Origin of the sequence: Corynebacterium sp. 51B (genome assembly GCF_008930785.1) — a bacterium.
Lineage (GTDB): Bacteria > Actinomycetota > Actinomycetes > Mycobacteriales > Mycobacteriaceae > Corynebacterium > Corynebacterium megadyptis.
The window spans coordinates 215,957-241,170 of record NZ_PQMK01000002.1; the positions used below are offsets into that span (position 1 = coordinate 215,957).

20 protein-coding genes are annotated in these 25,214 nt (G+C 62.7%); 14 read left to right on the forward strand and 6 right to left on the reverse strand.

Features of this window, described 5'->3' with window-relative positions; genetic code table 11:
• The first annotated feature begins 32 nt into the window (after nucleotides 1–32).
• The 3 genes from gatC to thpR all read left to right on the forward strand — a co-directional run bounded on the left by gatC (nucleotide 33) and on the right by thpR (nucleotide 2,641).
• Nucleotides 33–326 (forward strand): Asp-tRNA(Asn)/Glu-tRNA(Gln) amidotransferase subunit GatC, encoded by a 294-nt coding sequence (gatC, locus tag GBB14_RS03935; RefSeq protein WP_151529985.1) that lies wholly within the window; start codon nucleotides 33–35, stop codon nucleotides 324–326.
• Nucleotides 327–344: 18 nt separating this feature from the next.
• Nucleotides 345–1,829 (forward strand): Asp-tRNA(Asn)/Glu-tRNA(Gln) amidotransferase subunit GatA, encoded by a 1,485-nt coding sequence (gatA, locus tag GBB14_RS03940; RefSeq protein WP_151529986.1) that lies wholly within the window; start codon nucleotides 345–347, stop codon nucleotides 1,827–1,829.
• Between the two features lie 215 nt (nucleotides 1,830–2,044).
• Nucleotides 2,045–2,641, forward strand: a complete 597-nt coding sequence (gene thpR / locus GBB14_RS03945; RefSeq protein ID WP_151529987.1) for an RNA 2',3'-cyclic phosphodiesterase — start codon at nucleotides 2,045–2,047, stop codon at nucleotides 2,639–2,641.
• 171 nt (nucleotides 2,642–2,812) lie between these two features.
• Here the strand turns inward: thpR and GBB14_RS03950 are convergent, their stop codons facing one another.
• Nucleotides 2,813–3,127 carry a hypothetical protein gene (locus GBB14_RS03950; protein ID WP_151529988.1) on the reverse strand — a complete coding sequence of 105 codons (315 nt, stop codon included), beginning with the start codon at nucleotides 3,125–3,127 and terminating at the stop codon, nucleotides 2,813–2,815.
• A gap of 159 nt (nucleotides 3,128–3,286) precedes the next feature.
• Here GBB14_RS03950 and GBB14_RS03955 point away from each other — a divergent pair, with 159 nt between their 5' ends.
• The 4 genes from GBB14_RS03955 to GBB14_RS03970 all read left to right on the forward strand — a co-directional run bounded on the left by GBB14_RS03955 (nucleotide 3,287) and on the right by GBB14_RS03970 (nucleotide 9,150).
• Nucleotides 3,287–4,786, forward strand: coding sequence for a DHA2 family efflux MFS transporter permease subunit (locus GBB14_RS03955; protein ID WP_225976609.1), 1,500 nt, complete (start codon nucleotides 3,287–3,289; stop codon nucleotides 4,784–4,786).
• Nucleotides 4,787–4,814: 28 nt separating this feature from the next.
• The gene (locus tag GBB14_RS03960) at nucleotides 4,815–5,846 is read left to right on the forward strand and encodes a 6-phosphofructokinase (RefSeq protein ID WP_151529989.1); all 1,032 of its coding nucleotides are present in this window, start codon (nucleotides 4,815–4,817) and stop codon (nucleotides 5,844–5,846) included.
• Between the two features lie 64 nt (nucleotides 5,847–5,910).
• The gene (gatB, locus tag GBB14_RS03965) at nucleotides 5,911–7,416 is read left to right on the forward strand and encodes an Asp-tRNA(Asn)/Glu-tRNA(Gln) amidotransferase subunit GatB (RefSeq protein WP_151529990.1); all 1,506 of its coding nucleotides are present in this window, start codon (nucleotides 5,911–5,913) and stop codon (nucleotides 7,414–7,416) included.
• Between the two features lie 321 nt (nucleotides 7,417–7,737).
• Nucleotides 7,738–9,150: an HNH endonuclease signature motif containing protein gene (locus tag GBB14_RS03970; protein ID WP_192796163.1), complete on the forward strand. Its 1,413-nt coding sequence runs from the start codon at nucleotides 7,738–7,740 to the stop codon at nucleotides 9,148–9,150.
• A 125-nt stretch (nucleotides 9,151–9,275) separates the two neighbouring features.
• Here the strand turns inward: GBB14_RS03970 and GBB14_RS03975 are convergent, their stop codons facing one another.
• On the reverse strand, nucleotides 9,276–10,625 hold the full coding sequence (locus GBB14_RS03975) for a M20/M25/M40 family metallo-hydrolase (RefSeq protein ID WP_370451585.1): 1,350 nt from the start codon (nucleotides 10,623–10,625) through the stop codon (nucleotides 9,276–9,278).
• Nucleotides 10,626–10,715: 90 nt separating this feature from the next.
• Between GBB14_RS03975 and mgrA the strand changes: the two genes are divergently transcribed.
• The gene (gene mgrA, locus GBB14_RS03980; protein ID WP_151529993.1) at nucleotides 10,716–11,810 is read left to right on the forward strand and encodes an L-glyceraldehyde 3-phosphate reductase; all 1,095 of its coding nucleotides are present in this window, start codon (nucleotides 10,716–10,718) and stop codon (nucleotides 11,808–11,810) included.
• Nucleotides 11,811–11,916: 106 nt separating this feature from the next.
• On the opposite strand, the gene GBB14_RS03985 is transcribed toward mgrA, so the two are convergent.
• Entirely contained in the window at nucleotides 11,917–12,714 is a 798-nt protein-coding gene (locus GBB14_RS03985; RefSeq protein WP_151529994.1) for a LysE/ArgO family amino acid transporter, read from the reverse strand.
• 70 nt (nucleotides 12,715–12,784) lie between these two features.
• Between GBB14_RS03985 and GBB14_RS03990 the strand changes: the two genes are divergently transcribed.
• Entirely contained in the window at nucleotides 12,785–13,663 is an 879-nt protein-coding gene (locus GBB14_RS03990; RefSeq protein WP_151529995.1) for a LysR family transcriptional regulator ArgP, read from the forward strand.
• A gap of 86 nt (nucleotides 13,664–13,749) precedes the next feature.
• Nucleotides 13,750–15,141 carry a DoxX family protein gene (locus GBB14_RS03995; RefSeq protein ID WP_151529996.1) on the forward strand — a complete coding sequence of 464 codons (1,392 nt, stop codon included), beginning with the start codon at nucleotides 13,750–13,752 and terminating at the stop codon, nucleotides 15,139–15,141.
• A gap of 131 nt (nucleotides 15,142–15,272) precedes the next feature.
• On the opposite strand, the gene ilvD is transcribed toward GBB14_RS03995, so the two are convergent.
• The 3 genes from ilvD to GBB14_RS04010 all read right to left on the reverse strand — a co-directional run bounded on the left by ilvD (nucleotide 15,273) and on the right by GBB14_RS04010 (nucleotide 19,848).
• Nucleotides 15,273–17,117, reverse strand: coding sequence for a dihydroxy-acid dehydratase (gene ilvD / locus GBB14_RS04000; protein WP_151529997.1), 1,845 nt, complete (start codon nucleotides 17,115–17,117; stop codon nucleotides 15,273–15,275).
• 493 nt (nucleotides 17,118–17,610) lie between these two features.
• The gene (locus tag GBB14_RS04005) at nucleotides 17,611–18,228 is read right to left on the reverse strand and encodes a PH domain-containing protein (RefSeq protein WP_151529998.1); all 618 of its coding nucleotides are present in this window, start codon (nucleotides 18,226–18,228) and stop codon (nucleotides 17,611–17,613) included.
• A gap of 6 nt (nucleotides 18,229–18,234) precedes the next feature.
• A complete protein-coding gene (locus GBB14_RS04010; protein WP_192796248.1) occupies nucleotides 18,235–19,848 on the reverse strand; it encodes a mechanosensitive ion channel family protein in 1,614 nt (537 codons plus the stop codon).
• Between the two features lie 633 nt (nucleotides 19,849–20,481).
• On the opposite strand from GBB14_RS04010, the gene GBB14_RS04015 reads away from it, so the two are divergent.
• The 4 genes from GBB14_RS04015 (at nucleotide 20,482) to GBB14_RS04030 (ending at nucleotide 25,189) form a co-directional block, all read left to right on the forward strand.
• Nucleotides 20,482–22,428: an acetolactate synthase large subunit gene (locus tag GBB14_RS04015; RefSeq protein ID WP_151530310.1), complete on the forward strand. Its 1,947-nt coding sequence runs from the start codon at nucleotides 20,482–20,484 to the stop codon at nucleotides 22,426–22,428.
• A 19-nt stretch (nucleotides 22,429–22,447) separates the two neighbouring features.
• On the forward strand, nucleotides 22,448–22,996 hold the full coding sequence (ilvN, locus tag GBB14_RS04020) for an acetolactate synthase small subunit (protein WP_151530309.1): 549 nt from the start codon (nucleotides 22,448–22,450) through the stop codon (nucleotides 22,994–22,996).
• Between the two features lie 51 nt (nucleotides 22,997–23,047).
• Nucleotides 23,048–24,061, forward strand: a complete 1,014-nt coding sequence (gene ilvC, locus GBB14_RS04025; RefSeq protein ID WP_151530308.1) for a ketol-acid reductoisomerase — start codon at nucleotides 23,048–23,050, stop codon at nucleotides 24,059–24,061.
• A 111-nt stretch (nucleotides 24,062–24,172) separates the two neighbouring features.
• Nucleotides 24,173–25,189, forward strand: coding sequence for a cation diffusion facilitator family transporter (locus GBB14_RS04030; RefSeq protein ID WP_151530307.1), 1,017 nt, complete (start codon nucleotides 24,173–24,175; stop codon nucleotides 25,187–25,189).
• Nucleotides 25,190–25,214: the final 25 nt, after the last annotated feature.

Below are 25,214 nucleotides of genomic sequence, written 5' to 3' on the forward strand. Positions count from 1 at the left end.
CAGCGAAACCCTAAGAGGAGGACGAATTCACCGTGGCTGATATTTCTCGCAGCGAGGTGGCCCACTTGGCTGACCTCGCCCGGCTAGCCCTAAGCGACGAGGAGCTCGATCACCTCGGCACGCAGATCATCAATATTGTTGATCACGTCGAGGCCGTGCAGGAAGTCGATACCGAAGGCGTCGAGCCGATGAGCCACCCGCACTCGGTATCCACTGGGATGCGCGAGGACGTGGTGAAGCCCTCGCTGACCCCGGAGCAGGCACTTGATCAGGCCCCCGATTCGGCCGAGCAGCGTTTTGCCGTGCCGCGGATTTTGGGCGAATAGAGAAGGGATAGCAACCACATGAGCTCTTATGTTGAATCGAGCGTAGAACTTCTCTCGCTCAGCGCCGCCGACCTGGCCACGAAGATCCACTCCGGCGAGGTATCGTCCCGCGAGGTCACCCAGGCCTACCTTGATCGCATTGCGGAGGTCGATGGAGATATCGGCGCCTACCTGCATGTTGGCGACGAGCAGGCCCTGGCGGCCGCCGATGCCGTGGATGAGTCTCTCGCCCGCGGCGAGCAGCCCGCCTCGGCCCTGGCCGGTGTTCCCTTGGCGCTGAAGGATGTCTTCGTCACCACCGACGCCCCTACCACGGCGGGGTCGAAAATGCTCGAGGGCTATATGAGCCCCTACGACGCCACCGTGACCCGCAAGCTGCGCGAGGCGGGTATTCCGATTCTCGGAAAAACTAACATGGACGAGTTCGCTATGGGCTCCTCCACCGAGAACTCGGCCTATAAACTCACCCGCAACCCCTATGACACCGAGCGCACCCCGGGTGGCTCCGGCGGCGGTTCGGCGGCGGCACTGGCATCGCTGCAGGCCCCGTTGGCGATCGGTACCGATACCGGCGGCTCGATCCGGCAGCCCGCCGCGCTGACCAACACCGTGGGCGTGAAGCCCACCTACGGCACGGTCTCGCGCTATGGCCTGATCGCCTGCGCCTCCTCCCTGGACCAGGGCGGCCCCGCCGCCCGCACCGTGCTCGACACCGCGCTGCTGCACGAAGTCATCGCCGGCGAGGACCCCTTCGACGCCACCTCCGTGAACAAGCCCGTCGCCCCCGTGGTCGACGCCGCCACCAAGGGCGCCCACGGCGACCTCAGCGGCGTCACCGTGGGCTGCCCCAAGCAGTTCATCCGTGATGGCTACCAAGCCGGTGTGCTTGAAACCATCGACGCCTCCCTCGAGCAGCTCAAGCAGCAGGGCGCAACGATCGTCGAGGTGGATTGCCCCAGCTTCGACCACGCGCTCAACGCCTACTACCTGATCCAAACCTCGGAGATCTCCTCCAACTTGGCGCGCTTCGACGGCATGCGCTACGGACTACGCACCGGCGACGATGGCACCCACTCCGCCAACGACGTCATGGCCATGTCCCGCGCCGCCGGTTTCGGCGACGAGGTCAAACGCCGCATCATTCTCGGCACCTACACCCTCTCGGTGGGCTACTACGACGCCTACTACCTGCAGGCCCAGCGCGTGCGCACCATGATCGCCCGCGACTTCGCCCGCGCCTTCGAAACCGTCGACGTCATCGCCGGCCCCGTCACCCCGACCACCGCCTTCAAACTGGGCGACAAGATCGACGACCCGCTGGCCATGTACAACTTCGACCTCTTCACCCTGCCCTTGAACCTGGCAGGACTGGCCGGCATGTCGGTTCCCGCCGGCATGGCTTCCGACAGCGGACTTCCCGTCGGCCTCCAGCTGATGGCACCCGCCTTCTGCGACGACCGCCTCTACACAGTCGGCGCCGCCTTCGAGGCCGGGCGCTCCTAGCGTCGTTGTCGGCACCGGCTGATATTCCGGCTGGCGCCACGGATCAGGCGCGGCACACCTGCACAACCAGGTGCGCCGCGCCTTCTGCTACTACGCAGCAGAGCACTGCGTGCCTACGCGAGGCTGCCCCAGTGCAGCTTCGCTCGGGCTTTCACTCCGGGACGCGGCGGGTGGTGGCGTCGAAAAGCGCTGGTGAGAACGCTACGCTGAGGGGTATGAGTGTGCGACTATTCACCGCAGTATATCCCAGTGACCCGGCCCGCGAGCACTTGGCCGCGGCGCTGCGTAGTCTCTCCGCGGCGGGGCACGCGGCGGGGCAGCTGCGGTGGAGCGAGCCGCACAGTTGGCATATCACGTGCCAGTTCTATGGCGAGATGCCGAGCGGGAGTATCGACACGGTGCAGCAGCACCTGGCGGAGTCGCTTCGTGACATGCCGGCGTTTCGGTTGTCGCTGCGCGGTGCGGGGGAATTCCACGGCCGCTATCTGTGGATCGGGGTGGGAGAGAGCAGGCGCGAGATGACCGAGTGTATGCGGCGGTGTGTGCTGCCTGGAATCGAACCGGACCACGCCACCCCGCACCCGCATCTCACGGTGGCCCGCACGCGGCGGGGACGAGCGCAGGCACATCGAGGCGGGCCGGAGAAGACGTGCGTTTCATCGCTTACCGCAGAACTCGCCCAGGATTGCGCGCTCTATGCGGGGCCCAGTTTCCTCGTGGATCGGGTGCACGTGCTGGTCTCCGAGCTGGGGGCGGGACCAGGCGGCGGCGCGCTGCATCGCCGTGTGGGAAGCATTCCGCTCGCCCAGTGATGAGAGGGTACAGATGATCGGCGTGACCGCAAGCGCGCGCCGAGGTGACTGCCGGTAGCGGGGCGGTGGTGGCGGGGCGAGGGGCCCACAGCAATCACGCGCCGCGGCGAGACATGCCTGAGTAGAAAGGCACGAGCCGTGGCGCGTGGGGTGCTGCGGTGGAAAGCGGTATTAGGCGTTATCGTTAAGCGCCCATGCGGCGCCAGCGGAGGCGGCGGTGACAGTCAGCACGGCGGGCCAGGCGCCGATCTTCTTCGCCAGCGGGTGGGAGAGGCCGAAACCAGCAACATAGAGTCCGGTCAGCCCAGCAGCAACCACGCCGCCGCTCTTCTTGTACCAGCTGCGGGCCGCATAGCCGCCGGCGGCAGCAAGGACAGCCCCGCCGAGGGGACGGATCAAGGTTTCTCGGGCGGTGAGCCAGCCACCGATCAGCCCCACGGTGACCATGGCGGCAGTATTGACGTTCTCAGCTTTTTTCAGGTTCATACCGGCTATCGTAGCCCGCGAGCGCAGCCGGTGGGGTGAACCGAGGCGGTGATCGGGGGTGAGCCACTCTGCTGCGTAGTAGCACTGTGAGACTAACGAGTGTGGGCTGGCGCGATGGCCCCGCAGGCGAGCAGAGGCGGCGGAGTAAACTGGCGTGCCATGTCTACTCCTCGTTTTCCCGGACGGGATTCCGACGCGGCTCGGGCGCGGTCTGCTACGGCGGCTGGCCCCGAGATTGCGTCGACAAGCGCTGATGCTGCGCGGCCTGGTAAGGGGCCCGCGGCGCCGATGGAGCAGGAGAGTCTGCGGCCGCAGTGGAAAGCGCTGGCGGCGTTGTGCATCGGTTTCTTTATGATTCTGCTGGATCAGACCATCGTGGCGGTGGCGACCCCGCAGCTGTATGAGCAGCTTGATGCGACGCTCACCGAGGTGGTGTGGGTGACCAGTAGCTATCTGCTGTGTTTTGCGGTGCCGCTTTTGGTGACCGGGCGCTTGGGGGATCGGTATGGCCAGCGCGAGGTCTACATGGTGGGCATGGCGGTGTTTACGCTGTCCTCGCTGGCGTGCGGGTTGTCGCAGTCGGTGCATGCGCTGATCATCGCCCGCGCGGTGCAGGGCATTGGTGCGGCGCTGTTGACTCCGCAAACGATGAGTGTGATTAACCGGATCTTTCCGCGTCATCGCCGCGGCGCCGCCATGGGCGTGTGGGGTGCGGTGGCGGGTTTGGCGAATCTCGCCGGTCCGCTGCTCGGCGGGCTACTGGTGTCCCGCTTTGGATGGCAGTGGATTTTCTTCGTCAATGTCCCCATCGGTGTGGTCTCGATTGTGTTGGTGTGGGCCTGGGTGCCGGCACTGGAGCGGGTGGCGCGCCGGATTGATCTCGCGAGCGTGGCGATCAGCATGGTCGGTATGTTCGCGTTGGTCTTCGCGGTGCAGCAGGGGCCTGCCCTCCACTACGCACCAGTGGTGTGGGTGTTGTTCGCCCTGGCACTCTGCTGCGTAGTAGCATTCATCGCGCTGCAACGCCGCGCCGCCCGCGCCCAGCGCGACCCCCTGGTTCCGCTGCAGATTTTCGGTTACCGCAACTTCTCGATCGGGGCGTTCTCGATCGCCATGATGGGCTTTTGTGTGAACTCGATGATGCTGCCGGTGATGCTGTTTCTGCAGTCCACCCACGGGATGAGCGCTCAGCAGGCCAGTTTCCTGCTGATCCCGATGGCGCTGGTGGCTTTCGTGCTCGCCCCGGTGACAGGGCGCATGTCCGACCGGGTGCATCCGCGCACGATGTCGCTGGTGGGTTTCGGCGGCTGCGTGCTTGTGCTTGGGGCGATGACGGGGCTGATGCTTATCGACGCCGCCCCGCTGCTGCTGATGATCCCGCTCACTCTTTTCGGTGTGGCGAGCGCGTTCGTGTGGGCCCCTAACTCGGTGGCGACCATGCGGGAGCTGACCCCGGAGCTCTCCGGTGCGGGCTCAGGGGTGTATAACACTACGCGTCAGCTTGGTTCGGTGATTGGCGCCGCCGCTGTGGGGGCGGTGCTATCGACGAGCGTGGCGCTTGCGATGTCCTTGCCGATGCTGGCGATGATCTGTGGATTAGTGACTGTAAGCAAATACACGTTTCCGAAACCGGAAAATACGCTGTCCGATCGGGCATAACACAAAGATAAGGACTAGACTGAAACGCATGCGTATTGCGACTCTGACTTCTGGTGGCGACTGCCCCGGCCTGAATGCTGTTATCCGCGGTATCGTTCGTACTGCGACCGCCGAGTATGGTTCCACTGTGGTGGGATACCAAGACGGCTGGGTGGGCCTGCTTGAGGATCGCCGCACCCAGCTCTATGACGACGAGAGTATTGACCGCATCCTGCTGCGCGGCGGCACCATCTTGGGTACTGGCCGTTTGCACCCGAACCAGTTCCGCGAGGGGATCGATCAAGTCAAGGCGAACCTGGAGGATGCGGGCATTGACGCCCTGATTCCGATCGGCGGCGAGGGCACTCTCAAGGGCGCGAAGTGGCTCTCCGATAATGGCATCCCCGTGGTGGGCGTGCCGAAAACCATTGACAATGACGTCAATGGCACGGACTACACCTTCGGTTTTGATACCGCAGTGTCTGTGGCCACCGACGCCATCGACCGTCTCCACACCACCGCTGAATCCCATAACCGCGTGATGATCGTGGAGGTCATGGGCCGCCACGTGGGCTGGATTGCCTTGCACGCCGGCATGGCTGGCGGCGCCCACTACATCGTGGTTCCGGAGCATCCCTTCGACATCAATGACATTTGTAAGCGCATGGAACGCCGCTTCCAGATGGGCGAGAAGTACGGCATTATCGTCGTCGCCGAGGGAGCGCTGCCCAAGGAAGGCACCATGGACTTCGATGAGGGTGAGGAAGACCAGTTCGGCCACAAGACCTTCAATGGTATTGGCCAGGTCATCGGCGAGGAGATCAAAAAGCGCCTTGGCCAGGATGTGCGCACCACCGTGCTGGGGCATATCCAGCGCGGCGGCACCCCGACCGCTTTCGACCGTGTGCTCGCCACCCGCTATGGCGTGCACGCTGCCCGCGCCTGCCACAATGGCGACTTCGGCAAGTCGGTGGCGTTGCGCGGTGAGCACATCGAGCTGGTGGATCTCGATGTTGCCGTGGGCAAGCTGAAGAGCGTGCCCGAGGGACGCTACCGCACTGCTCAGGCGCTGTTTGGCTAAAGAGTAGAAGGATGATGGCCCGCATGGATATCTCCGTGCGGGCCATGAACTATTATGGGGTGCTATGACGCAAGCGGATTTTGACCTGATGGACTTCGAGGATGTCCTCGCCACCTACGATCCCGTGATGGGGCTTGAGGTGCATGTGGAGCTGTCGACAGAGACTAAAATGTTCTCGGCGAGCTCCGCGCATTTCGGAGACACCCCGAACTCGAATGTGGATCCGGTGAGCTTGGGCCTGCCCGGGGCGCTGCCGGTAGTTAATGCCAAGGGCGTGGAATGGGCGATCAAGATTGGCTTGGCGTTGAATTGTTCGATCGCGGAGTCCTCGCGCTTCGCCCGCAAGAACTACTTCTATCCGGACCAGCCGAAGAATTACCAGATCTCGCAGTACGATGAGCCGATCGCCTATGACGGCTACCTCGATGTGGTGCTCGATGATGGCGAGATATTCCGCGTCGAGATCGAGCGCGCTCATATGGAGGAAGATACCGCCAAGCTGACCCACATCGGCGGTGCCGACGGACGCCTCCAGGGCGCCACCTCCTCGCTGGTTGATTGCAACCGAGCCGGTGTGCCGCTTATTGAGATCGTGACCAAGCCGATCGAAGGCGCCGGCGCCCGCACCCCCGAGGTGGCCCGCGCCTATGTGTCTGCGCTGCGTGATCTCGTCAAGGCCCTTGGGGTCTCCGATGCTCGCATGGACCAGGGCTCGATGCGTTGCGACGCCAACCTGTCCCTGCGCCCCATCGGGCAAAGCGAGTTCGGTACCCGCACCGAGACCAAAAACATCAACTCGGTGCGGTCCGTGGAACAGGCCGTGCGCTTCGAGATGCAGCGCCAGGCCGCGGTGCTGCAGGATGGGGGCTCGATCCGCCAGGAGACTCGCCACTATCAGGAAACTGATGGCACCACCACGCAGGGTCGCCGCAAGGAAACCGCCGATGACTACCGCTACTTCAATGACCCTGACCTGCCGCCGGTGGTTGCACCGCGCGAGTGGGTAGAGGAGATCCGCGCTACGCTGCCGGAGCTGCCGTGGGTGCGTCGGGCGCGCTTGCAGGAGGAATGGGAGCTATCGGATGCCGCCATGCGCGATCTGGTGAACGCAGGCGCCCTCGATCTCATCGTCGCCACCATGGACGCGGGCACCACCTCTGCTGAAGCCCGCTCGTGGTGGGTGTCCTATCTGTCCCAAAAGGCCAACGAGCTCGAGGTCGATCTTGAGCAGCTGGACATCACCCCCGAGCAGGTCGCCGAAGTTGTGGGCATGATCAACGAGGGCAAGCTCACCAACAAGCTCGCCCGCCAGGCCGTTGATGGCGTGCTCGCTGGCGAGGGCAGCGTCTCGGAGGTTGTGTCCCAGCGCGGCCTTGAAGTGATGCGCGACGACGGCACCATCGAGAAGGCCGTCGACGAGGCCTTGGCTGCCAACCCTGACATCGTGGAAAAGTACAAGGCCGGCAACAAAAAGGTCACCGGTGCCATCGTCGGCGCCGTGATGAAGGCTACCCGCGGCAAGGCCGACCCGGCGGTAGTCAACCAGCTCATCGCTTCGAAGCTACAGTAACTACGCAGCAGAGCTGCCGGCAGCGACCTCGAGAGAGGTGCTGCCGGCTTTTTCGTGCGCGCAGCCTGGGTGGGTTGGTGTGTGGGGGAAGGGACTACGCATTAGCGGTGGCGGCGTGTTTTCCCTGTGTGCGCTCTGATGCGTAGTGCCTACCCGAGAGTGTCGATGACCGCACAACCATCGTCCCAGGCTGTGCATAAATTTCGCGCAATCCACAAGTCAGTCGCGTGGCACGGCGAAAGCGTGGCGGAGGGGGCACGGATTTGTCACAGTGCTGTCAACACACACAACGACGAGCATTGTTGCCATGGGGGACACACGATGACTGCACTTATCGACGAAATTAGCCAATACGAGGCCTTTTTGCTTCGTCTCACCGAAGAATTGGAATCAGGGGTGGAGGATTTCGACCACGTTATAGCCACCTATCAGAGATTGGAGCAGCTTCAAGACCTGAAAGCTCACACTGATGTTTTGCTCGCGCACCGCGTGCGAAGTGAGAAGGCTGTTGCTGTGGCTGGTACGAAAAAGCCCGTGCGGTTTTTACAAGACACCCTGGGGTGGTCGAAAACGCGGGCATCGAATGTGTCTACCCAAGCGGCACGGTTATACGGGCCGATAAAGGACGCACCGCCAGAGGACGAGCCGGCTCACGAGACGGCGCAGCGCGTTGAAGAGGCTCGCCAGTTGCGGGCTTTGAGCGTCGATAAGCTGCGGCGTCATCGGTTGAGCGCCGATATGCGCCGGCTTATTGAAACGAGTTTGGCTGGGTTGCGCACGAAAGATGCGCGCATTCGCGAATCGATTCGCCTCGAGGCGGTCAGCTATGGCGCCGAGCATTCCTATGATGACACCCGTGAGCTGCTGATTCTGCGCGTGCGCCGGGTAAATAGTTCGCTGCCCGACGCGCACCGCGATAGCGCCGCTTCTCGACGCTTAACTATCACCAAACCCGGAACCGATGGCAATGTGGGGATATTCGGGCGTATTGCACCTGATGCAGCAGCAGTCCTGACAGATCAGGTCGATCGCGAAATGAGAAAGCCTCGCCCCAAGGGTGATCAGCGTTCTTATCACCAACGCTACGAAGAGGCGTTTAGCACCGTCATTAAACGCGGCACAGGGAATGCAGACAGCACGCTGGTGGTGTGCATTTCGCCTAAAGATTTCACCCACTGCGATTACGCCAATGCCGGCATCGAGCACCCCACCAACACAGGTATTCCCTTGACCACTGAGCAAGTCATGGCGCTCGGCATGAAAAAATACGGATTCCTTGCAGTCCACGATCCGCATACCGGCGATGTTCTTCGGCTAGGGCGATTCGAGCGCTGTGCCAATATTTTTCAGCGCATTGCCTTGGCTGCGGCGCAGAATGTGTGCTCGCATCCTGGGTGCTCGACCCCCATTTCCAAATGCGACATTCACCATATCGAGCCTTATGCGCAGGGTGGGGCGACAGATATTGACAACCTCACCTGTCTTTGTCGCATCCACCACAGCGACAACGATGACACCCGCGCCCACCACAGCAAACATCATGCAGCGCGGGACCCCAAGACGGGGCGAGTAGGTGCGACCCGCGGGGCACACGCCGCAGAATCCAGCCCAGAAGTCCACGTCAACGACTCCGTGGCAGCGCAGCAAGCACCCGGTGCAAAAGTACGGGCCCAGCCCTGGCCCGAGCCGTGTGCCTATCACAGCCAGGACACCGCCACCGACGCTCAGAGTTAGCGTTGCGCCACCTTTGGTGAGAACTACACCCCTGCGTCCCTAGCAGTGGCGGCGGACGAGGAGGGTGGACGCCCGTGCGAGGCGGTTGGGAACAGTGCGGGCGGCGTCGTTAAGGCGCATGGGGACTACGCAGCTGCGAAGCGTTCAGTCACTCCTAGGTATGCGCGGAGAGTCAGCTCCAGGTCTTCGAGATGCAGGTGCTCGTCGTGGGCGTGCAGCTGGGCCTGCACGTTGCCGAGCGTGCGCCCCGCGGCATGTGCTGCAAAGCCATAGCCGACGCCGCCCATTTTACGGGCGAAGCGCAAGTCTGAACCACCTGAAGCGATGATGGGCAGCACCTGCTCCTCGGGGAAGAGCTCGGCCAAAGTTGCGCTGATCGCGTCGTAGAGCGGCGAATCGGTGGGGGATACTGTGGCATCTTCGCAGATCAGTCGTTCGATGCGGCAGTGACTACGCAGCTCGCCAATAGCGTCGAGGAGATGGGCATCGACATCGTCTTGGGTCATGCCCGGGGTCGGGCGGATATCGAGATCCACATACCCAGACGAGGGAAGAACGTTGATGGGGCCGCCGGCGCGAACAACCGTGGGCGCCACAGTGGTGTGGGAGATTGCATGCGCGAAGCGTGACATCTCGCCAAACGGGCTGTAATCGCTCGTCTCGTGGGCGAGAAAAGCGCGCTCAGTTTCGGGGTCGAACTCGAAGGCACGGACGAACGGCTCCCACAGGGGTTGATCAGAAGGGATAGACAATGCGGCTAGCCGGGTGGTGACTTCACCCAGGATGCCAGTGGTCATTTTTGTTCCCCACGGAGTCGATGCGTGCCCAGGATCTCCGGTGAAGTGAATACGTCGCTGGGCAGCTCCTTTCTCACCGGCGTTGACTACTACGCAGCGCGACGTGCCATTGAGCACGATGTGCCCACCGCCGGTCTCACCGAGGCAATGATCAAAGGAAAGAGCATCGGGCCGGTTCTCGGCGATCCAACCCGCCCCGAGTCCACCGCGTGCCTCTTCATCGGCGAGAGCAGCAAATTGGATCGGGCGGCGAAGATGATTCTGTGCGGCAGCCCATTTAGTCACAACAGCTTGCACTGCAGTGATGAACAACATGTCTACTGCGCCCCGGCCATAGATCTTGCCGTTTTCGATCACCGCGTCGAAGCACGGCTTGGTCCAGTGCTGTTCGTCGACGACAACGACGTCGGTGTGGCCAAAGAAGGTAAGAGGCGAGAGCCCCTCATCTTTGGCTGGGGCGGCAGTAACGATGAGAGTGGTGCGACCTGGGCTGGGCTCAATGCTGTCAATTGAGAGACGCTCACGAACTTCGGCCGGGGCGTCTGAGAAGAACTCACGGAGAGTCTCGGCGGTACGCTCCTCGTTGCCCGAGCCGGGAGTGAAATCGTTGACGCAGGCGTTGCGGATCAGTGTACGAAGTAGTTCAAGAGTGGAGTCGTAGAGCTGATGCGTAGTCATCTTCCCCATATTATGGGCTAGCAGCGGCAATGGGGGAGAGGCTCTGTTTCGTAGTAGCACGATCGCCACTGACGCAGGCACACTGGGAGCATGTCATTCACAGTAGAAGCACCCCAGTCTTATCAACCCGCGCCGGACCGCTACGAGTCCATGAACTATCGTCGCGTGGGCAATTCAGGTCTAAAATTGCCGCCCCTGTCGCTCGGGTTGTGGCATAACTTCGGCGATGACCGTCGTCTCGATGTGCAGCGAGATATTGTGCGTAGTGCCTTTGATCTCGGCGTCACACACTTTGACTTGGCCAACAACTACGGGCCGCCCGCAGGCTCTGCGGAGCGTAACTTCGGTGAGATTCTGCGTAGCGACTTCGCGGGGCATCGCGATGAGATGATCATCAGCTCTAAGGCAGGGTGGAATATGTGGCCCGGCCCCTACGGGTTTGGTGGCTCGCGCAAGTATTTGATGTCCTCCCTGGATCAATCGCTGGACCGGTTGGGGGTGGATTACGTGGACATCTTCTACCACCACCGCCCCGATCCGGATACGCCGTTGGAGGAGACGATGTATGCCCTGCGCGATATCGTCGCCTCCGGAAAAGCGCTCTATGTGGGTATTTCTTCCTATGGGCCAGAGCTGACGGCCGAAGCCGCCTCGATCATGCAGGAAGAAGGCTGCCCGTTGTTGATCCATCAGCCGAGCTATTCGATTGTGAACCGTTGGGTGGAAGAACCCGGCGAGGACGGCGAGTCCCTGCTCGAATCCGCCGCCGACAATGGGCTTGGGGTGATTGCCTTCTCGCCGCTGGCCCAGGGGCTACTTACCGACCGCTATCTCGACGGCGTGCCCGCCGATTCTCGCGCGGCCGAAAAGGGCTCTTTTGGCGAAAGCATGCTCTCCGAGAGCAATCTAGCCATGGTGCGGGCCCTGGACGACATTGCGCGCGAGCGCGGGCAAAGCCTCGCCCAAATGGCCATCGCTTGGGTATTGCGCGAGCAAGGTGACTTCGGTGAGCTGACGGTGGCCTCGGCCCTGGTGGGCGCATCCTCTGTGCAACAGCTGCGCCACAACGTGGCAGCTCTGGACAATTTGGATTTCACAGACGCCGAGTTGACCGCCATCGACGAGGCCTCCGATGATGCCGGAATCAACATTTGGGCCGGGGCGACCGCGTCGAAGAAGAAGTAACTACGCAGCCGCAGTGGGCAGCCCCGTAACCACAGGTCATCGGGTTGGAAAAAGCGAGGTGGCGTCGATAATGCTTGTCGACGCCACCTCGCATGCGCTTCACACGCTAGTGCAAAGCCAACCGCACCGTGATGATCACCATGACAATGCCGATGGCGAAGTTGAGCCGGCGCCAATTCTGTGGCTTCGACAGCGGCCGGGCTAGCGCACGCGCACCGAAACCGATGGTGGGAAACCACAACACGCTTGCTGCCAGGGCACCGGCGGAAAATTCCCAACGGCCGACGGGGCCGAATTGGTTGGCGAGCCCGCCCAGCATGACCAGCGTGTCGATATAGGCGGCCGGATTGAACCAGGTGAACACGAGCGCGGCGATCACCGGCCTGAGCCACGGTTTTTCGGAGGTTGAGATGCGGCTGCGGCGCTTGGTGGCAACACTGCCGCCGGAGACGTAGCCACTGCCGTGATCGCCGTGCTCCTCGCCGATGTCGGTGCGGCGGTAAGACGTGTCCTGGAGTGCGCCTGCCTCGGCGATGATCTCGGGGGTGTTGTGCGTAGTAGCATCCTCGCCACGCAGATCCATCTCTTCGGGATCGCGTACATCCGTGGTGCGTAGTGCGCCTGCCTTCGGAGCGAGCGCATCCCGGAAACAGGTATAGGCAAAGTAGCTGAGATACACCACCCCAGCCCACTTCAGGGCGACGAGCGCGGTGGGGGCCTTCTCGACGAGTACGCCCATTCCAGCAGTGCCGCCGAGAATGAGCAGAATGTCGGAGAGGAGGCAGACGGCGACGACCGCGCCCACGGCGACTCCTTTAACGCCTTGTTTGAGCAGGAGCGCGTTCTGCGGTCCGATCGCGATGATCAGGGACAATCCAACGAAGAAGCCATTCAGTGCAATCACGTACTCAATATTCTTGTACTCCTCGCGTGAAGGAAAATTAAGTATTCTTCACCTGCGTTAAAATTGCTTCATGGACAACGTCAAGCTGAACACGCTCCTCGCCGTCGTCGATGAAGGCAGCTTCGAAGCAGCCGCCTCACGGCTCGGCATCAGCCCCTCGGCGGTCAGCCAGCGAATCAAAGCGCTGGAAAACACGATCGGGCGGGTACTGCTCAAACGCGCCAACCCCGTCCGCGCCACCGAGGCAGGAGAAATCCTCGTCCAGGCGGGCCGCCGCATGGCGCTGCTGCAGGCCGAAACCAACGCCCAAATGCGGGGGCGCCTCGGCCGCGTGCCCCTAGCCATCGCCATTAATGCCGATTCACTGTCCACCTGGTTTCGGCCGGTGCTTGCCGACGTCGCCTCGTGGAATAGTGCGTCTTTGCGACTACGCATCGAAGACGAATCCCATTCCCGCAACCTCTTGCGCCGCGGTGACGTCCTCGGCGCCGTCACCCGCGAGGCCGAGGCCGTCTCCGGCTGTGAGTCCCACTATCTCGGCGTCATGCGCTATCGGGCGGCCGCGCATCCCCGGCTCCTCGACACATTCACCCGCCCCGACGGCAGCCTCGACTGGGCCTCGATGCCCGCCCTGCGCTACGGCCCCAATGACGAGCTCCAGGAACACGACTTGCTCGGGCGACTACGCAGTGGCGAAGACGGCCGCCACCGCAGCATCTCCTGGATCCCCTCATCGGAAGACTTCGTCTACGCGGCCCGCGTCGGCCTCGGCTGGGGCCTTCTTCCCGAGACGCAACTACGCCCCCTCCTCGACAGCGGCGACGTGGTCCTCCTTGATGACAGCGTCGAAGAAGTCCACCTCTACTGGCAGCACTGGCGACTCGAATCACCCATCCTGGGTGCGCTCAGCGACGCTGTCCTAGACGCCGCCACCGCCCTCGAGCAATAACAATCCTGTAAAGGTTCCCTCACACTCACGGCGCGCCGGTGAGGAAATCCTTCGTTTCGCCAGCTCGGCGCTATACGCTGAGCTGCATGACCAAGCCTGAGAACCCCCGCCCCGACAAGGCCCGTGCCGACGACTTCGGCGAGGACACCGAAATCCCTACCTACAACCCCAAGGATTCCGCGGGCTCGGCCGATGCGCGCCGGGATTCCAAGGACGCCAAGGCTTCGGAGTCGCAACGCGCAGCCGATAAGCCTGCGGCTAGCCAGCCCGCAGCGAGTGCGCGCGACGAGGCTCACTCTAAGAAACAGTCCTCTGCTACTACGCAGCAGAGTTCCACGCCTGAGCCGAAGAAGTCTGGCAAGCGCTCCACGGCGGGCAGTATTTACGAACGCACTGGCCGTGCAGCACCGCAGGCTATTCCACCCCGCGGCCAGGCCGGCCAGGCCGAGCAAGCGCGCGCTGCAGAACCTGCAGAGCCTGCAGCACAGCCTGCGAACGACGCACCCGAGCGCGGTGCTGCTCCGGTGCGTAGTAGCACCCCTAGTCGCGAAGAGGACAGCAACGAGACTGTCGTGATGCCCCGCGCCGGCGCCGCCGCGGCCGCTGCCTCTGCTCAGGCCGCCTCTGATAAGCATCCTGAGCGCTCCCGTCCGCTCGCATCGGATGCGCCGACTAGCGCTCGCGATACTCGCACCACGGAGCCTGAGGGCTCGCCGGCGGCCGCGTCCCAGCCTGCCGCTGATCGACGCCAGCCTCCGCGCCCCGAGCCGAACCGCCCGGCCGCGGAGGAGACGGTGGCGCTTCAGCGTCCCCAGCCGGCAGGCGAGGCGGATTATGACGCGGACTACGCACAAGCGCCGGGCGTGGCTGCAGCGCCGGCTGCCGGCCCCCAGTGGGTCGAAGGCGACATGGCGGAGCCGGCCGATGATGCCGAACAGCCTTATGACCCGGCGTTGGACCATCGCCGTGGCACCTTGGACTTCGGTATCTTCCTGCTTCGCGTGGGCGTGGGCGCACTGCTGATCCTCGCCGGGGTGAAGACCTTCTTCCAGCTTGGCGACTCCGAGGGCCTATCCGGGTTGGAAAACGAGTTCAGCGGCTACGCCATGCCGTGGCTGCTCTCGGTTGTTCAGCCAAGTCTGCAGCTGCTCGCCGGTGTGTTCTTGCTGCTTGGTCTCTTGACCCCAGTCGCCGCAGCCGTGGGTATTGTCGCCACGTTGCTGTCTGCGCTGCACCAGATCGATGTGCTCAACGCGGGTGTGAATCCGTTGAATTGGTCGGGCGAGGTGCTCTTCTGCGTAGTCATGATTCTGGCAGTACTTGCCCTCCAGTTCACCGGCCCTGGCAAGCTGTCCCTCGACTTCAACCGCTCGTGGGCGCACCGCCCCTTGTTGAGCTCGTGGCTGTGGGTGCTCGTTGGTGGCGCAGCCGCCGTCGCGCTGTGGTGGTTTGGCGCCGGAGTTAATCCGCTGAATTAGCGCCGCAGAGCATAGCCAAAAGGGGCTGGTCGCCACAGACCAGCCCCTTTTTTATGTTGCGTACTACGCACAGCGCTTATCGACGCCTTCTACTCGGCAACCGCCACGGCCTGGAACAAGCGCCGCCCGTCCTAGTCGACGATGCGCACAGCTCCCTTATCTGCCGAGGACGCCATGGCGGCATAGGCTTTGAGCGCCTTGCTCACTGCGCGGGGTCGGTCTTGGTGTGGAGTGAAGGGGCGTTCGCGGGAGTTTTCCTCTTCGCGGCGCGCGGCGAGTTCCTCGTCGGAGATATCGGCGTGAATGGTCCGCGTGGCGACGTCGATAAGTATGGGGTCTCCGGTGCGCACGAGGCCGATGGTGCCGCCGGCGGCGGCTTCGGGGGAGACGTGGCCGATGGACAGCCCGGAGGAGCCGCCGGAGAAGCGACCATCGGTGACGAGCGCGCACTTTTTGCCCAAGCCGGCGCCCTTGATGAACGCGGTGGGGTGCAGCATTTCCTGCATGCCGGGGCCACCGGCAGGGCCTTCGTAGGTGACGAAGAGGACTTCGCCGGGCTGCAGCACCTTATTCAGGATCGCGGACACGGCCTCTTCCTGGGATTCCACGACGCGGGCGGTGCCTTCAAAGTGGAATTGCTCCTCGGAGATACCGGCGGTTTTCAAAATGGCGCCGTCCTCGGCGATATTGCCGCGCAGCACGCACAGGCCACCTTCGGCGGTATAGGCGTGCTCGACGTCGCGGATGCATCCACCGGCGGCGTCGGTGTCGAGGCTTTCCCAGCGGTTCTCGGTGGAGAACGGCTGCGTAGTACGTACCCCGCCGGGGGCTGCGTGGAAGAGATCCGTTGCTTCTTCGCTCGGATTCTCGGCGCGAATATCCCAGTGGGCGATGTAGTCGGCCAGGGAATCGGCGTGCACTGAGTGGACGGTGTCCTTAAGTAGGCCGCCGCGGTAGAGCTCACCCAAGATGGCGGGGATGCCGCCGGCCCGGTGCACGTCTTCCATGAAGTAGTCGGAATTGGGGGCCACCTTGGACAGGCACGGGGTGCGCCGCGAGATCGCGTCGATATCGTCGAGGGTGAAGTCGATCTCGCCCTCGATGGCGGCGGCCAGAATGTGCAGCACCGTGTTGGTGGAACCGCCCATGGCCACGTCGAGTGTCATGGCGTTGGTGAAGGCGTCCCGGTTGGCGATGGCGCGCGGCAACACCGAGGCGTCCTCTTCTGCGTAGTAGCGGTGGGCGATCTCCACGATGCGCTGCCCGGCCCGCTCGAAGAGGCGGCGCCGGTAGGCGTGGGTGGCCAGGGTGGAGCCATTGCCCGGCAGGCTCAGCCCGAGGGCCTCGGTGAGGCAGTTCATCGAGTTGGCGGTGAACATCCCGGAGCAGGACCCGCAGGTGGGGCAGGCAGAGTTGCTGATTTGCTCGAGGTGGTGATCATCGACGGTGTCATTGGCGGAGGCGGAGATCGCGTCCACCAGATCGGATCCGCGCTTGGCGACGCCATCAACCACGATCGCCTCGCCCGATTCCATGGGCCCACCGGAGACGAAAATGGTGGGGATGTTCAATCGCAGCGCCGCGTTGAGCATGCCTGGGGTGATCTTGTCGCAGTTAGAGATACAGACCAGGGCGTCGGCGGTGTGGGCGTTGACCATGTACTCAACCGAGTCGGCAATGATTTCGCGCGAGGGCAGCGAGTAGAGCATGCCGTTGTGGCCCATGGCGATGCCGTCGTCGACGGCGATGGTGTTGAACTCCTTCGGCACACCCCCAGCGGCGCGCACCGCATCGGCGACGATATCGCCGACATTCTTCAGGTGCACATGTCCTGGAACGAACTGAGTGTAGGAGTTGGCGATGGCCACGATGGGCTTGCCGAAATCCTCCGGTTTGGTGCCAGTTGCTTGCCAGAGGGCACGCGCCCCGGCGGCATTGCGGCCGACAGTTGTCACACGTGAGCGAAGGGGAATCATAAGGTGAACACTTCCGAAAATGACGATTGATGGGTGACTACGCTACAGAGTAGAGGGTCAGCCCTGAAAAATTAGTGACGGGGGCAGCTTTAGCCCACCGCGTTGCGAGAGAGTGCTCGGCTGATGTATCGGCTTTATGCAGCTTATCGACGCTTCCACGCTGCTTTTTCAAGCGAAAAACGAAGGCCTACGCCGCGATCTTCTCGCGCGGATAGCGCAACTGGCGGCGGGGTGTGCGCGGGGAGTCGGGCTGATGCGTAGTAGCCCCCACCGCGCGTGTGCCCTGGGAAGAAATGGTGCTGGCGAAGCCGCTCTCAGGATGCGGGATCAGCCGAGGCGCATGCGGCGGACACACTCACCAGCGGCGGTGCGCTCGCACCAACGACCACCGCGCACCACCGCGCACCATCGCACGCCACCGCTCCACCGCGCCACCCCAGCACGGCACCAGCGCCAGCACACCGCAGCCGAGCAGCAGCCACCGCGCCACAATCTAGTCTTGAGGCTTGTCCTTGCGTTCGGTGGAGGCGTCGCGCTCGGGTGTTTTCTCGCGAAGCTCGCTGCGTCCATCTCTATGGACCACTTCGACCTTCTCCGCGGCGGCGTCGCGCCCTTGCGTGATGGGGTCGGGGATTCGGCCCTGCGAGGCGGCTTCCAGTTTGGGCAGGGAATTAAAGGTTACGCCCGGCATGCGGTGCTTGCGAGAATCGGAGGTGCGTAGCAGGGCTTTTGCCCCGGAAAACTCCACGCCCTCGATAGTGTCCCAGGGCACGGTCGTGGAGGAGCCGAAGGCGGGGGAGATGGTGATGCCCGCCGACCCCACCAGCGTGGCGGACTTTAAGACGTAATAGATGAAGATCAGCGGCAAGAGCAGGATCCAGCCGAGAATCAGCGGCTTGTAGGCCACGCCGACGAGCGCGATGAGGATCATGATGACGGCCGCGAAGATGTGGGTGCGGTCGGGGCGGAAGGTGGTGACGGCATCGTCGTTGCGTCCAGCAGCACCGGCCCGGTTACTCGAGCGGGCAGTATCGGCTCGGCCCGCGGTGTTTGTGCTGCGGGCGCGGGAGGATCGTGCGGGCTTATCTGAGTGTCCGGGGCGTGAGTTCATAGCTGCCTATTCTACGTCCGTCGTCTCGCTGGGATTATTAGCCTCCGAGTTCTCCGGTTCGGACTGCTCTGGTTCTCGGGGTGAGCTGCTCGGGGCGGGCGAGTTGCTGGGTGCGGGGGAGGTTCTGGTGGGTGCTGGGTTGGTGGCGGTGGGTTCGGGTGTCACTTGCGGCTCGCTTGTTTCGGGCGCTTGCGTGGTTGATGGCGTGGTGGAGGGCTGGCTGCTGGAGGTGGTTGGGTCCACGAAGCGGGTCGTGGCCCGCCAGTCCTCGGCTGGCTGCACCGTCAATAGCTTGGTGATCAGCAATATCAGCGCCGCGATCATCATCAGCGTGGTGGAGACACGCGTCCGTCCGCCGAGTGAGAGCGCCTGCTTCCAGCGCTGTTCGTAGACGTCCGTGCGGAAGATGTGCGTGGGGCCCTGGTCTTCTTCGGCATCGCGCTTATCGACGCCAGGCTCCTCCGTCACCGGCGCATCGGTGGCAGGGAAGCCGCGGGTGCGTTCATCGGCCAGGGCGGCAGCCTGCTGCGTCGGGGCTTCTTCGGCAGCCGAAGCGGCAGCCCCAGTAGCCTCACCAGCAGCGGCCCCTCCAGCGGCAGCAGCCCCGGCAGCGCCCGCAGCGCCAGCTCCACCAGCGGCGTGTGCCGCATCGTCGGCGGGGTTGTTTTCGGCGCGGGCGGCGTCGTCAAGCGAAGAGCGGGCTGCAAGGGAGTGGGGTGCATCGAGCGGGCGTGTGGTGGCGTCGCGAAGCTCGGCAACGCGCATGCCATCGACGGTGGTAGCGGAGCCGTATTCGTCCCAGAATTCCTTGAGTACTTCGGTGCGGATGGCGCGTTCGACGGCCCATTGGCGGGCGGGATTGACCTGGACGATAAAGCGCATGGTCATCATCCACGGCATGCCGACGATGGTGGGCGGGACGACATCGACGGCGGGGTGCACTTCGAGTTCGCCGATGATATCGCGCTTGACCACTGGGTCATTGAGGGCGCGCTCGGCGGCGCTCGTGGAGCGGCTGATGGCGGATTCAACAGAGTCGCATCCCAGCAGCGGCACCGGAAGGACAGCGACAGCCCGAGCCCAGTAGTTGGAATAGTTGATGCACACGCGGGCGGTGCCGTTCGGGACAGTGACGTTTTCGCCGTTGAGGGTGCGGATCTTGGTGGCGCGCATGGTGATCTGCATGACGTCGCCCTCGACGCTGATGCCATTGCCTTCGAACTGCACCCAGTCGCCGACACCATATTGTTTCTCGGTGATGATGAAAAAGCCCGCGAGGAAGTCGCCGATGAGGGCCTGGGCGCCAAAACCGAGGGCAGCAGAAATGACGGTCGCCGGCACGGCGGCACCCACGAGCGAGAGCCCTAAGGTTTTGAAGAAGACGAGGATGAGGAGGAAGTAGGCGATACCTTGGCCGATATAGACGGCCGCGCCGACGAGCGCGAGACTGGCCTTGCGGTCTTCCTCGGAGTCCTCCCATTTGGATTGCACGTAGCGGTTGATGAGCCTGCCGACTCTGGGCACGAGTAGGCCCAAGAGAATGAGAAGGATAAGGGTGAGACCTTGGCTGACGATCCAGTCGAGCGTTTGATAGAAGATGTACTGAGCTTGAGTGAGCATGGTGGTTTCTAAAATAGTCGTTTCCCGCGGTGTGGCCAACGAGTTATCAGCGCTTATCGACGCCCACCCGCAGCCACCCTGACCTGCTCTCATCTCACTCTCAGCTCTATTTTTTAGTTCCGTCGCCGGCGTGGCGCTGGTGATGTCCGCGGTTGCCGGCAGGGTGCTCGCTATTGCCGCAGCATGCGGCCGCGGTGGGGAAGTGGCGTGTCAGTCGTGGCGCGAGCGGTTCGGCGGCGCTGCCATCTGATGGGGGTAGTTTCTGTGAATTGTGTGTGAGTTCCGAGGGCTGCTGTGTATTATTGCCGCATGACCAACATTCGACTTGTACTCGTAATTACCGAGCGGCGCGCGCCGTAGCGGTCGGTACTAGTCGTCCCATACAGCACGCGCCCTCGACGGACTCGAACACCAGACGAGTTCCCGCCGAGGGTTTTGGTTTATCAGCGGTCTGTGTCCCTCCATTACCCCTCGAGGCGCCGCTGAGTGCTACGACATAATTACACAGCTGATGTTTCACTCCCCGCCGGCAGGATATGCCCACCCGCGCCTCTATCTTTCGGTGTGCTGGTGGGACAACTCTGCTGCGTAGTACATAGCAAGTGACAGCAACGAACAAGGAGCCAATCCACCGTGGCCGAGAAGCAACAGCCCTCATCGCAGGCTGCAGCGCACCACAGCCAGACCTCACAGGCGGATGCCGTGAATGGTCAACGCATGACTGGTGCGCAGGCAATCGTAACGACCTTGGAACTCATCGGGATCGATACCATTTTCGGTATTCCTGGCGGCGCCGTCCTGCCGCTGTATGATCCCCTCTATTCCTCCACCAAGGTGCGCCACGTACTCGTACGCCACGAGCAAGGCGCGGGCCATGCTGCCACCGGCTATGCCCAGGCCACCGGCCGTATCGGAGTGTGCGTCGCCACCTCTGGTCCGGGCGCGACTAACTTGGTCACCCCGATCGCCGACGCCATGCTGGATTCCGTTCCGATGCTGGCCATTACCGGCCAGGTGGGGCACTCCCTGCTGGGCACGGATGCCTTCCAAGAGGCGGATATCCGCGGTATCACCATGCCCGTGACCAAGCACAACTACATGATCACCGACCCCAATGACATCCCGCGGGCCTTCGCCGAGGCCTATCACATCGCCACCACGGGACGCCCCGGGCCGGTGCTGCTGGACATCCCCAAGGATGTGCAAAACGCGGAGATGACCTTCGAGTGGCCGCCGAAGATCAAGATCCCCGGCTATCGCCCGACGGTGACTCCGCACAGCCGACAGATCGATGAGGCCGTCAAGCTCATCTCCCAAGCCTCCAAGCCGGTGATCTACGCTGGCGGCGGCATCATCAAGGCCAACGCCTCCGCGGAGCTGCAGGAATTTATCGACAAAACCGGTATTCCGGTGGCCACTACGCTCATGGCGCTGGGCACTGTGCCCTCTCATCATGAACTGAACATGGGCATGCCGGGCATGCACGGCACCGTCTCGGCGGTGGGGGCGATCCAACGCGCGGATCTGCTCATCACCATCGGCGCGCGCTTCGATGACCGCGTCACCGGCGATGTTGATTCCTTCGCCCCCGAGGCCAAGGTGATTCACGCTGACATCGACCCGGCCGAGATCGGCAAGATTCGGGTGGCTGATGTGCCGATCGTCGGTGATGCCCGCGAGGTGCTGAGCGCCTTCAACCGCGCCTTCGACTCCGAGTCCGTTGACACTCAGGACCTCAGCGCCTGGCATAGCTATCTCAACTCGCTCAAGGAGCGCTTCCCGCGCGGCTGGGATGATGTGGATGATGGCTTGCTCACCCCGCAGCACGTGATCCGAGAGCTTTCTAAAACAGTCGGCCCGGACGCTATCTACTGTGCCGGCGTGGGCCAGCACCAGATGTGGTCGGCGCAATTCATTGACTTCGAGCATCCACGCACGTGGTTGAACTCCGGCGGATTGGGCACCATGGGCTATTCCGTGCCGGCCGCCCTCGGCGCCAAGGCGGGCTGCCCCGATAAGGAAGTGTGGGCCATCGATGGCGATGGGTGCTTCCAGATGACCAATCAAGAGCTCACCACCTCCGCGATTGAGAACATGCCCATCAAGGTGGCGGTGATCAATAACGGCAACCTCGGCATGGTGCGCCAGTGGCAGACCCTCTTCTATGAGAGCCGCTACTCCAACACCAAGCTGCGTGAGCAGGGCGAGTACGTGCCGGACTTCGTCGCCCTCGCCGAGGGACTCGGCTGTGTCGCCTTCCGCGTAACCAAGGAAGAAGACATCGTGCCCACCATTAATAAGGCGCGCGAAATCAACGACCGGCCTGTGCTCATCGACTTCATCGTGGGCCAAGACGCCCAGGTGTGGCCGATGGTCTCGGCTGGCGCCTCGAACACGGATATTCAATACGCCCGTGATCTGCGTCCGCTTTTCGACGAAGAGTCCTCGGCCGCGTCCGCCTCTGACTATTCCGATGGCAATGCCTCCGGCTACGCGGCGCATGCCTCGAAGGCAGAGAGTGACTACGCAGAGAACACCGCAGCGGATGCTGCCGACACCGACTCCGCATCGCGCGGCTAAGAGAGAAGGATAAGAATCAATGTCTGAAGAAATCCATCGTCACACTCTCAGCGTGCTCGTTCAAGATGTCGACGGCATCATCTCCCGCGTTGCTGGGCTATTCAGCCGCCGGGCGTACACCATGAGCGCGATCACCTCGGCGCGCACCGAAACGCGCGGCGTCAACCGCATCACCATCGTGGTCCACACCGACGATGACTCGATTGAGCAGATCACCAAGCAGCTGAACAAGCTGATCCACGTCCTCAAGGTGGTGCGCCTCGAGCCGGAGAAGACCATCGCGCGGGCGTTGCTCATGGTGAAGGTGAACGCCGATGCCGCCAACCGCCCCCTGGTGGTGGATGCGGCGAATCTCTTCCGCGCCCGCGTCGTGGACGTCGCTCCCGATTCCATGGTGATCGAGGCCACCGGTGCGCCCGATAAATTGGACGCGCTGCTCGAGGTGCTCGAGCCCTTCGGTATTCGGGAGATGGCCAAGTCCGGCCAGATCGCGATGCACCGTGGTCCTCGTATTCTCACACCCAACCACAAGAAGGCGTCTCAAATAGTGGACTTCGAGTCCCAGTAAGTGATACGCTACCCCTAGCATTTCCATCAATGAAAGGTTGATCTCTCCAACATGGCTATTGAAGTGTTCTACGACGCCGATGCCGACCTGTCCATCATCCAGGGCCGCAAGGTTGCGGTTGTGGGCTATGGCTCCCAGGGCCACGCTCACGCTCAGTGTCTGCGCGACTCTGGTGTCGAGGTCAAGATCGGTCTGCGCGAGGGCTCCAAGTCCGCCGCTAAGGCCGAAGAGGCTGGCTTCGAGGTTGGATCCGTCGCTGAGGTGTCCGAATGGGCAGATGTCATCATGATCCTGGCCCCGGATACCTCCCAGGCGAAGATCTTCACCGAGCAGATCGAGCCGCACCTAAAGTCCGGCGATGTGCTGCTCTTCGGTCACGGCCTGAACATCCACTTCGACCTGATCACCCCCGCCGAGGACATCGCCGTCGGCATGGTGGCCCCCAAGGGTCCCGGTCACCTGGTTCGTCGTCAGTTCGTTGACGGCAAGGGCGTGCCCTGCCTGATCGCCGTCGACCAGGATCCCTCCGGCGACACCCAGGACCTCACGCTGTCCTATGCTGCCGCTATCGGTGGCGCCCGTGCCGGCGTGATCGTCACCTCCTTCCGTGAAGAGACCGAGACCGACCTCTTCGGCGAGCAGGCAGTGCTCTGCGGTGGCCTCGAATCGCTGATGATGACCGGCTTCGAGGTGCTCACCGAGGCGGGCTACGCCCCCGAGATGGCCTACTTCGAGGTGCTGCACGAGATGAAGCTCATCGTGGACCTCATCTGGGAGGGCGGCCTGGAGAACATGAACTACTCCATCTCCGAGACCGCTGAGCTCGGCGGCTATGTCGCCGGCCCGCGCATCATCGATGCCGAGGCCAAGAAGCGCATGGAAGAGGTGCTCGCTGATATCCAGTCGGGCAAGTTCGTGCGCGACATGGTTGCCGACGTTGAGGCCGGCCAGCCGAAGATGAAGGACTACCGCGAGCAGATCGCCAACCACCCGATCGAGAAGACCGGTGCGAAGTTGCGCGACATGATGTCCTGGGTCAAGAACCCGCTGGACGCCACTGCGTAGTAGCCCCATAGAGCCAAAAGCCCCACCCTATGGTGGGGCTTTTGTGCGTACAGGCTACCCATAATATTTTCAATATTGGAATTTATTGAAAATAGAGGATAGGCTACGGGCATGACTACCTCCTCCCCTCATTCCCACGGCTCCCACTCCTCCCACGAGGAGCATGCGCACGACTCCGGTCACAACCACGACCACAACCACGGTCACGGTCACGCCCATGGCCACGACCATGCGCATGCGCATGTGCCCACCGACTCGCTGCGGGCGCTGCTAATCGTTATCGGCCTGACAGCTGCGGTCTTTTTCGCCGAGCTCATCGTTGGCCTCATTTCCGGATCTTTGGCTCTATTGTCCGACGCGGCGCATATGCTCTCCGATTCGGCGGGGCTTTTTATCGCCCTCATCGCAATGGTGGTGGGGCGCTCCGCGCATTCCGCAGGCGCAACCTTTGGCTATAAGCGCATGGAAGTCTTCGCTGCCCTCATCAATGCCCTCACCGTCACAGGTATTGCAATTTATATTTTCATTGAGGCAATTGGGCGTTTTGGCCATGACCACAGCGTGGACACCGGCATGATGCTCATCGTCGCCATTATCGGTTTGGTCGTGAATACCATCGCGGCGGTGGTTTTGGTGCGGCGGCAGCACGACAGTATGAACCTGCGTGGGGCCTATCTGCATGTGATTACCGACCTGTTGGGTTCGGTGGCAGTCATTATTGCCGGCTTGATTATCCGCTACACCGGCTTCGTGGCAGCCGATACCATTGCAAGTGTCATTATCGCCGCGATGATTCTGCCGCGCTCCCTGCGGCTGGTGTTCGATGCCAGCCAAGTGCTTCTCGAGCACGCTCCGGCCGGGGTCACCGTCGAGCAGGTGGAGCAGCGTCTCATCGAGATCGATCAGGTCAGGCAGGTACATGACATTCACATCTGGAGTCTCGATGGCACTACGCATCTGTGTTCTTGCCACCTTGTGGTCGACGATTCCTTGGACTCCTCGCGCCACTGCGTAGTCCTCGACACCGCCACTGCCGCGTTGAAGGATATGGGCCTGGGGCATGCCACCATTCAGATTGAATCCGAGGAGCATGCAGGGCATGAGGAAGTCGAATGCCAAAGCGAGTAGGTGCCGCGGGGCGGCGTCGATAAGC

Coding starts and splice junctions, on each gene's coding strand:
- gatA (WP_151529986.1), top strand. CDS start 345: ATGAGCTCTTATGTTGAATCGAGCGTAGAACTTCTCTCGCTCAGCGCC.
- thpR (WP_151529987.1), top strand. CDS start 2,045: ATGAGTGTGCGACTATTCACCGCAGTATATCCCAGTGACCCGGCCCGC.
- GBB14_RS03950 (WP_151529988.1), bottom strand. CDS start 3,127: ATGAACCTGAAAAAAGCTGAGAACGTCAATACTGCCGCCATGGTCACC.
- GBB14_RS03955 (WP_225976609.1), top strand. CDS start 3,287: ATGTCTACTCCTCGTTTTCCCGGACGGGATTCCGACGCGGCTCGGGCG.
- GBB14_RS03960 (WP_151529989.1), top strand. CDS start 4,815: ATGCGTATTGCGACTCTGACTTCTGGTGGCGACTGCCCCGGCCTGAAT.
- gatB (WP_151529990.1), top strand. CDS start 5,911: ATGACGCAAGCGGATTTTGACCTGATGGACTTCGAGGATGTCCTCGCC.
- GBB14_RS03970 (WP_192796163.1), top strand. CDS start 7,738: ATGACTGCACTTATCGACGAAATTAGCCAATACGAGGCCTTTTTGCTT.
- GBB14_RS03975 (WP_370451585.1), bottom strand. CDS start 10,625: ATGACTACGCATCAGCTCTACGACTCCACTCTTGAACTACTTCGTACA.
- mgrA (WP_151529993.1), top strand. CDS start 10,716: ATGTCATTCACAGTAGAAGCACCCCAGTCTTATCAACCCGCGCCGGAC.
- GBB14_RS03990 (WP_151529995.1), top strand. CDS start 12,785: ATGGACAACGTCAAGCTGAACACGCTCCTCGCCGTCGTCGATGAAGGC.
- GBB14_RS03995 (WP_151529996.1), top strand. CDS start 13,750: ATGACCAAGCCTGAGAACCCCCGCCCCGACAAGGCCCGTGCCGACGAC.
- ilvD (WP_151529997.1), bottom strand. CDS start 17,117: ATGATTCCCCTTCGCTCACGTGTGACAACTGTCGGCCGCAATGCCGCC.
- GBB14_RS04005 (WP_151529998.1), bottom strand. CDS start 18,228: ATGAACTCACGCCCCGGACACTCAGATAAGCCCGCACGATCCTCCCGC.
- GBB14_RS04010 (WP_192796248.1), bottom strand. CDS start 19,848: ATGCTCACTCAAGCTCAGTACATCTTCTATCAAACGCTCGACTGGATC.
- ilvN (WP_151530309.1), top strand. CDS start 22,448: ATGTCTGAAGAAATCCATCGTCACACTCTCAGCGTGCTCGTTCAAGAT.
- ilvC (WP_151530308.1), top strand. CDS start 23,048: ATGGCTATTGAAGTGTTCTACGACGCCGATGCCGACCTGTCCATCATC.
- GBB14_RS04030 (WP_151530307.1), top strand. CDS start 24,173: ATGACTACCTCCTCCCCTCATTCCCACGGCTCCCACTCCTCCCACGAG.